Source organism: Glaciimonas sp. GG7 (genome assembly GCF_052976905.1).
Map to the genome: position 1 here is coordinate 42,102 of NZ_JBRIIQ010000026.1, position 6,053 is coordinate 48,154.

6 protein-coding genes and 1 pseudogene are annotated in these 6,053 nt (G+C 53.2%); 1 reads left to right on the forward strand and 6 read right to left on the reverse strand.

All coding sequences use genetic code 11. The annotated features are described in order from the left end of the window. Nucleotides 1-12: 12 nt before the first annotated feature. The 6 genes from ACVBEF_RS08755 to ACVBEF_RS08780 form a co-directional block, all read right to left on the reverse strand. Nucleotides 13-1,500: an RNA polymerase factor sigma-54 gene (locus tag ACVBEF_RS08755; protein WP_447123552.1), complete on the reverse strand. Its 1,488-nt coding sequence runs from the start codon at nucleotides 1,498-1,500 to the stop codon at nucleotides 13-15. A gap of 72 nt (nucleotides 1,501-1,572) precedes the next feature. After that, nucleotides 1,573-2,322, reverse strand: coding sequence for an LPS export ABC transporter ATP-binding protein (lptB, locus tag ACVBEF_RS08760; protein WP_447123553.1), 750 nt, complete (start codon nucleotides 2,320-2,322; stop codon nucleotides 1,573-1,575). A 1-nt stretch (nucleotide 2,323) separates the two neighbouring features. Beyond that, nucleotides 2,324-2,863 (reverse strand): lipopolysaccharide transport periplasmic protein LptA, encoded by a 540-nt coding sequence (gene lptA, locus ACVBEF_RS08765; protein ID WP_447123554.1) that lies wholly within the window; start codon nucleotides 2,861-2,863, stop codon nucleotides 2,324-2,326. Nucleotides 2,864-2,928: 65 nt separating this feature from the next. Next, complete coding sequence (lptC, locus tag ACVBEF_RS08770; protein WP_447123555.1) at nucleotides 2,929-3,528, reverse strand: LPS export ABC transporter periplasmic protein LptC; 600 nt, start codon at nucleotides 3,526-3,528, stop codon at nucleotides 2,929-2,931. A gap of 16 nt (nucleotides 3,529-3,544) precedes the next feature. Beyond that, nucleotides 3,545-4,114 (reverse strand): KdsC family phosphatase, encoded by a 570-nt coding sequence (locus ACVBEF_RS08775; protein ID WP_447123556.1) that lies wholly within the window; start codon nucleotides 4,112-4,114, stop codon nucleotides 3,545-3,547. Beyond that, nucleotides 4,114-5,133 (reverse strand): KpsF/GutQ family sugar-phosphate isomerase, encoded by a 1,020-nt coding sequence (locus ACVBEF_RS08780; protein WP_447123557.1) that lies wholly within the window; start codon nucleotides 5,131-5,133, stop codon nucleotides 4,114-4,116. Before ACVBEF_RS08780 ends, ACVBEF_RS08775 begins: the two co-directional genes overlap by 1 nt. Nucleotides 5,134-5,438: 305 nt before the next feature. On the opposite strand from ACVBEF_RS08780, the pseudogene ACVBEF_RS08785 reads away from it, so the two are divergent. Continuing rightward, a pseudogene (locus ACVBEF_RS08785) lies at nucleotides 5,439-6,002 on the forward strand (cation:proton antiporter domain-containing protein); the annotation flags it as partial. Nucleotides 6,003-6,053: the final 51 nt, after the last annotated feature.

The following is a 6,053-nucleotide window of genomic DNA, read 5'->3' on the forward strand; positions in this document are numbered from 1 at the left end:
ACGAGCAAACAGCTAAAGAGATTTGCGTAAATTGACTGGCGGAATTCTGAGTGCTTCGCGATATTTTGCGACCGTACGGCGAGCAACCACCATACCTTGTTCCGCGAGCATGTCGGCAATCTTGCTGTCAGAGAAAGGGCTTTTAGAATCTTCCGCTCCTATGAGTTGTTTGATCAAAGCCCGTATTGCCGTTGAGGAAGCCTCTCCACCTGCCTCTGTAGCAACATGGCTGCCGAAGAAATACTTTAATTCGAACATCCCGTGAGGGGTGAGCATGTATTTCTGAGTCGTTACACGCGAGATAGTGCTCTCGTGTAATCCTAGTGTATCAGCTATTTCACGCAACACAAGAGGCCGCATGGCGACCGCGCCGTGCGAAAAAAAGTTCCTCTGACGCTCTACAATTGCCTGGGCGACACGGAGGATAGTGTCGAAGCGCTGACGCATATTTTTGATCAACCACTTCGCCTCTTGCAGTTGAGAACCGAGTGATCCTTCGGTTTTGCTTTGCTTAAGAATATTGGCGTAGAGGGCATTAACGCGCAGTCGGGGCATCACGTCATTGTTGAGCATGACTTGCCAGCCATTCTTTGTTTTTCTCACAATCACGTCCGGCACGACATAATCTGAGGCGCTTCCGGCGAAAGTTGCGCCAGGATGCGGATTGCATTGTCTGATAACGACTTGCGCTTCACGTAAATCTTCGTCATCGCACTCCAGCGCTTTTTTGATTTTATTGAAATCGCGTTGGGCAAATAAAGTCAGAAAATTTTGCACAATTGTCAGCGCCAGACGACGCGTGACGAATGGTATTTTTGGAAACGCTTTAATTTGCAGCGCCAGACATTCAGAGGCGTCCCGAGCGCCGACGCCTGTCGGATCAAAACTTTGGACCATCTTCAGCGCCATCGATAATTCGTCGATGTCGATCTCAAGTTGCTCAGGCAGACGTGCGTAGATATCCTCCAGCGACTCTTCCAGGTAGCCGTTCTCATCGACTGCATCAATGATTAATTCGATGAGTGCGCGGTCGCGTTGGAGATCGACTACTTCTTGCATCTGCTTGAGCAAATGTTCGCGCAAGGTTGTGACGCAGGCTTCTAGCTGCGGTCGCGCATCCTCATCGTCGGGTGCCTTGGAGGTACGGGCAACATCGTCAAAACTCCATTCGGTGTCGCCGCTATCTTTATCCTGATTGTTATCGCCGGTATCGGCAACTTCGCTGCTACCTTCTGGCTCGATCGGTGAACTGCTGACTTCGCTGTCCCCCGTCGGGGCATCCATCGTTGACGTCGTTGTGTTAATGGCACCATCAGCCAACAGTCTGACTGAGTTGTCGAGTGGATCGTCGAGACGCTCCAACAGCGGATTCTCGGACAGAATATGTTCCAGTTCCTGATGCAGCTCTAGCGTAGACAATTGCAACAATCGTATCGATTGCTGCAACTGCGGTGTCAGCGCCAGATGCTGGGAGGTACGGAGTTGGAGCGATTGTTTCATGGGCCCTGAGGGTTCCTGGTAGTGCGTTGCCTGCGTTACATGATGAAACTACATGGAAGCTAGATGCCAAAACTACATGCGGAAATGTTCGCCCAGATACACGCGTCGTACAGATTCATCGGCGATGATGTCGTCCGGACTGCCGCTGGCCAACACGCTACCTTGGTTGATGATGTACGCCCGGTCGCAAATGCCGAGCGTTTCGCGCACGTTATGGTCAGTAATCAAGACGCCGATACCGCGTTCTTTCAGAAAACGGACGATGCGCTGAATTTCAATCACGGCAATCGGATCAATCCCTGCGAATGGCTCATCAAGCAGCACGAAGCGCGGATTGGTGGCTAAAGCGCGGGCGATTTCTACCCGTCGTCGCTCACCGCCCGACAGGGACAGTGCCTGACTATCGCGTAGCTTTTCAATTTGTAATTCTTGTAGAAGGGACTCAAGCTTGTCCGAGAGCTCCTGCTTGGTGAGGGCCACGCCGTTCGGGCGCTGAAGCTCAAGCACCGCACGGATATTGTCTTCTACCGTTAGTTTACGAAATACTGACGCTTCTTGCGGCAAATAAGACAAACCAAGCACCGCCCGTTGGTGAATCGGCAAGCGCGAGATATCGACGCCATCAAGATCAATCGCACCGCCATCGGCTGGCACTAGCCCTACGATCATGTAGAACGAGGTCGTTTTACCTGCGCCATTGGGTCCAAGCAGACCAACTACCTCGCCATTTTTGACGTTCAACGATACGTCACGCACGACCTGGCGCGCGCCGTAACTCTTTTGTAGCCCTTTGACAATCAGCGTACTGGAAGCGGTAGTCATCTCATTTCCCTTTCGGTTCGATGACCGCTTTAATACGGCCGCCACCCGGCAAGCTGGTGCCGGAAACATCATTATTGACCGAGTAAAATTCAGCGCGACTATCGTAGGAGATAAATGCGCCATTGACGACATCGGTAGGTTTAGTGCCTTGCAGGCGTCGCATCTGGGCCTTCGAAAACAATTTAACGATTTCGGTTTTGTCGTCGTATTCGATGCGTTCCGCTTCGCCATCGATCCACAAATCAGGGCCGCCGTCGCGCTTTTGGCGGAAGGTCGCCAGTCCGCCCGGTGCCGCGTACAAGACCGCGAATTGGTAACCAGCCGGATCCGTCGTGACGACCACTTTTTCCGCCTTCATGATCAGCGTGCCGCGGGTTAAAATAACATTCCCGGTAAATATTTTGACTTGTTTCACGTCATCTAACGTGAACTGGTTTGCTTCGACATTGGAGGGCTTGGTGGCATCAGCTTTCTCTGCCTGCGCACCTGACATGAAGGTCAGTTGTAGTGCCAGTAGCGATAAAAAAAGAATACGTTTCATAAAAATCCTGGAAATAAATAACGGTATGACGGGGCAGAGCACGATCTCGACAGATTCGGCATCGCTTAAGGTTGGCGCGGTGTTGCGCGATAAGTGCCGCGGACATTGCTGAGCAGGCGCAATTCCAGTGTGGCATTGTTAGCAACCATACCAGTGCCGGTCATTTTCGATTGATCTATCGTAATCTCGACCGGTTTATCGCTTTTAATAATATCGTCGTCCGGCAGTAGCAGCAGGTATTCAGACTCCAGATGCAGTTTTGACGAGGTCGGCGTTGCCGGGCGATCGGCAACGACATTGCCGTACATATTGACCTTGCTATTGTTGTCTTCAATCCTGGCGGTGTTTGAGCGTAAGGACATCGGTGGTTTTTCTTTGTCAAGACTATGGATCACCGGCAGCTTGACGTCAAAGGAGTCGTCGCTTGGGTTATGCGTGAGGCGCTGGCCTGCAATGTTGTAGCGCGGCAGACCATTTGGGGCCAGTTGGACGTAGTTGAAATTTTCGACGTAATAGTCAGGCGCGACACGCGGTGCACCGGGCAGCATTTTTTCTGTATTTCTATTCATGACTTCCATGATCCAGAAGCTAGCTAACGCCAGCGCGATACACAGCGTCAGTAGCAGCATGAACCGGAGGCGAAAGGTCGATCGCAGGTTTTTCATATGGTTTTAATTCGCCTTATTGCGCAGAAACGCCGGGTAAATACTGCGCCAGCGCGGCGTCATACTTACCTTGTGCGCGAAGAATTAAATCGCAGACTTCACGTACCGCACCCTGGCCGCCGCCGGCTTGCGTGACGTAATGCACGCGAGAGCGGACTTCATGATGACCATTCGAAACACTGACGGCGAACCCGGCGCGAGACAAAATCGGCAAATCAATAATGTCGTCGCCGATAAAACCGCACACATCGGCTGTCAGATTGGTTTGCGCCAATAACGCAAGAAATGCTGCGTATTTGTCATGCGCCCCCTGCACGATGTGCACGATCCCGAGATCGTTCGCACGGCGGCTGACGATGGTCGATGTGCGCGCACTAATAATGGCGGTGGCGATGCCCGCTTGTTGCAGCAATTTAATGCCGAGTCCGTCAAGAACATTAAAGCGCTTAAGCGCCTCGCCATCGGCTCCAAATAGCAAGCCGCCATCAGTCAGCACGCCATCGACGTCAAAGATCATCATCCGGACTTGGGCAGCGCGGGTCAATACTTCCGACGGCACGCTCATCCTGGTGTTAGCAACCGTCATCAAATGACCTTTGCGCGTGTCAGGTCATGGATGTGCAGCGCGCCGACCAAGGTACCGTCGGCTTCTGCTACCAGTAACTGATTGATGCGGAATTCTTCCATGATCTGGACCGCGTCAACAGCCAGTTGATCAGGCCCGACGGTGCGCGGATGGGCGTGCATCACATCGGCGATGGTCAGCTTGGAAAAGTCTTGAACGTGCTCAATCAAACGCCGCAAGTCGCCATCGGTGAACACCCCAATCGGATGAAATGTCGCGTCAACGATCGCCGTCATCGCCAGACCCTTGCGGGTGATTTCAAGCAATGCCGCCGATAGTGATACTTCGGCAGTCACGGCCGGAATCGCATCACCGCTGCGCATGACGTCGCGCACATGGGTCAGTAAACGTCGGCCAAGCGCGCCGCCAGGATGGGATCGTGCAAAATCTTCTTCACGAAAGCCGCGTGCGTCCAGCAATGCCACCGCCAACGCATCCCCCAGCGCCAACGTCGCCGTCGTGCTGGCCGTTGGCGCAAGATTCAGCGTGCAGGCTTCTTGTGCCACCTGCACATTGAGATGCACCGTCGCCAGTTGCGCCAACCCGGACGCATCGTTGCCCGTCATCGCAATCAGGGTGGCACCCATGCGTTTGATAATCGGCACAATCGCCATCAACTCAGCGGTTTCGCCGGAGTTGGAAATGGCGATAAACGCATCATGTTTGGTCACCATGCCCAAGTCGCCATGGGCGGCCTCAGCGGGATGAATAAACATCGCCGGGGTCCCGGTGGAGGCCAGCGTGGAGGCTATTTTGCGAGCAATATGCCCAGATTTTCCGATTCCTGAGACGACCACGCGGCCAGTGCAATGAAGCAACAGTTCCACCGCCTGTGCAAAAGGTGCGTCGAGATCGTCAGAAATACGGTTTTTCAGGGCAAGAATGGCGTCCGCTTCGATTTGCAGCGTCTGACGTGCAAGCGCTAGCGCGCGTAGGGCGTTGAAAGAATTTGGCAAGATTGTGGCATTGGTTTTACGCATCGCGAAAGTATAAACGAATTCCCAAAGCAAAAAACCTGCCAGTTTCATTCTGGTGCATTTAATCCAAACACTCTATTTAAAGAAATTGTCTGACTGAAGACGGATAGACTGCTTAAGTGTCTAAGCGGTCACTATTTCACAGATTTTTCGCCCAATAGTCACAATTGCAGCGAAAAATCAGCCAAATCGCGATCGCATTGCGCCACTTTTTCAATTCGCCGCCCAAAGCAGAGCCGTCTTTTAGCCAAGAATGTCGCGTTCGCAAAAGCGCAATGTGTTGTGAATTAACTACGAATTGAATAACTATGCTCTCAGGATTAGAACTCACGATTTTGCTACTTGGCTCAGCCGTCCTCGGCGTCGTAGCGTTTCGGATGCTACATTTGCCACCGATGTTGGGGTACCTGACGGTCGGGATTGTGATCGGCCCGCACGCCCTCGGTTTTGCCGAAGACAACGCCACCACCCACGCATTGGCCGAATTCGGCGTCGTGTTTTTGATGTTTTCGATCGGCCTTGAGTTTTCTCTCTCCAAACTATCGGCCATGCGCCGCATCGTCTTTGGGCTAGGCATGGCGCAGGTATTGCTGACGATTGCCGCGGCCATGCTGTTCGGCTGGGCCGTGGCGTACATCCTGCCGCAACTCACCAACATCAGCTGGCAAGCCGCCTTTGCGCTCGGTGCGGCGCTGACCATGTCCTCCACCGCCATCGTCTCCAAGCTCCTCACCGAGCGCTTGGAATTAGAGAGCGAACACGGTCGCCGCATCATCGGCATTCTGCTCTTTCAAGATCTGGCGTTAGTCCCCCTGCTGATCATCGTCCCGGCGCTAGCCAAGGACTCTGGCAACCTGATGGCAACGCTGGGATCGATTCGTGCTCGATGAACCGGGCGCTTAGAGAAGCTATCACCGACTGCC

Coding starts and splice junctions, on each gene's coding strand:
- ACVBEF_RS08755 (WP_447123552.1), bottom strand. CDS start 1,500: ATGAAACAATCGCTCCAACTCCGTACCTCCCAGCATCTGGCGCTGACA.
- lptB (WP_447123553.1), bottom strand. CDS start 2,322: ATGACTACCGCTTCCAGTACGCTGATTGTCAAAGGGCTACAAAAGAGT.
- lptA (WP_447123554.1), bottom strand. CDS start 2,863: ATGAAACGTATTCTTTTTTTATCGCTACTGGCACTACAACTGACCTTC.
- lptC (WP_447123555.1), bottom strand. CDS start 3,528: ATGAAAAACCTGCGATCGACCTTTCGCCTCCGGTTCATGCTGCTACTG.
- ACVBEF_RS08775 (WP_447123556.1), bottom strand. CDS start 4,114: ATGACGGTTGCTAACACCAGGATGAGCGTGCCGTCGGAAGTATTGACC.
- ACVBEF_RS08780 (WP_447123557.1), bottom strand. CDS start 5,133: ATGCGTAAAACCAATGCCACAATCTTGCCAAATTCTTTCAACGCCCTA.